Annotated in this window: 1 protein-coding gene; it reads left to right on the plus strand. The window is 39.4% G+C overall.

Annotated features, from left to right (window positions below; translation table 11 throughout):
* Window positions 1-70: 70 nt before the first annotated feature.
* Window positions 71-484: a transposase gene (locus GNY06_RS00530; protein ID WP_317163719.1), complete on the plus strand. Its 414-nt coding sequence runs from the start codon at window positions 71-73 to the stop codon at window positions 482-484.
* Window positions 485-508: the final 24 nt, after the last annotated feature.

Genomic DNA, 508 nt, shown 5'->3' on the forward strand with positions numbered 1-508 from the left:
AGCACTGTCTGGAATATATGATGTCCTGTGAGATTGAATACCACCTTGCTCAGGATAAACTTAAGAGCAGATTAACCGTAAGAACGGTAAAAAGAATAAGACTGTGCGTAGTCTAAGTGATGGCTCATTTGAGTTAGAAACTGGTCGTGACCGCCTGGGTACTTTTGAACCTAAGAATGTTCCCAAACGCCAGCTAATCATTACCGATGATCTGGAAGGTACTATCTTATCGATTTACGCTTTGGGTTTGTGTAACCGAGCTATGGGGGTTTATGTTCAGGAAATGTATGATATGGAGATTTCTCATGCAGAGATATCCCGTATTTCCTATAGTGTACTACCCGAGGTTCAAGAATGGAGAAACCGTCATCTAGAAACCGTCTATCCATTAGTATTTCTGTATTGTATGATTTTCAAGGTAAGAGTGAATTCTTCTGTTGAAACAAGTGCGATATATAATATCATCGGGGTTGATATCTCATGAAAAAAGGATGTACTTGGGAGATAT

The sequence above is a fragment of the Elizabethkingia argenteiflava genome, assembly GCF_009904105.1.
In the GTDB taxonomy this organism is placed as follows: domain Bacteria; phylum Bacteroidota; class Bacteroidia; order Flavobacteriales; family Weeksellaceae; genus Elizabethkingia; species Elizabethkingia argenteiflava.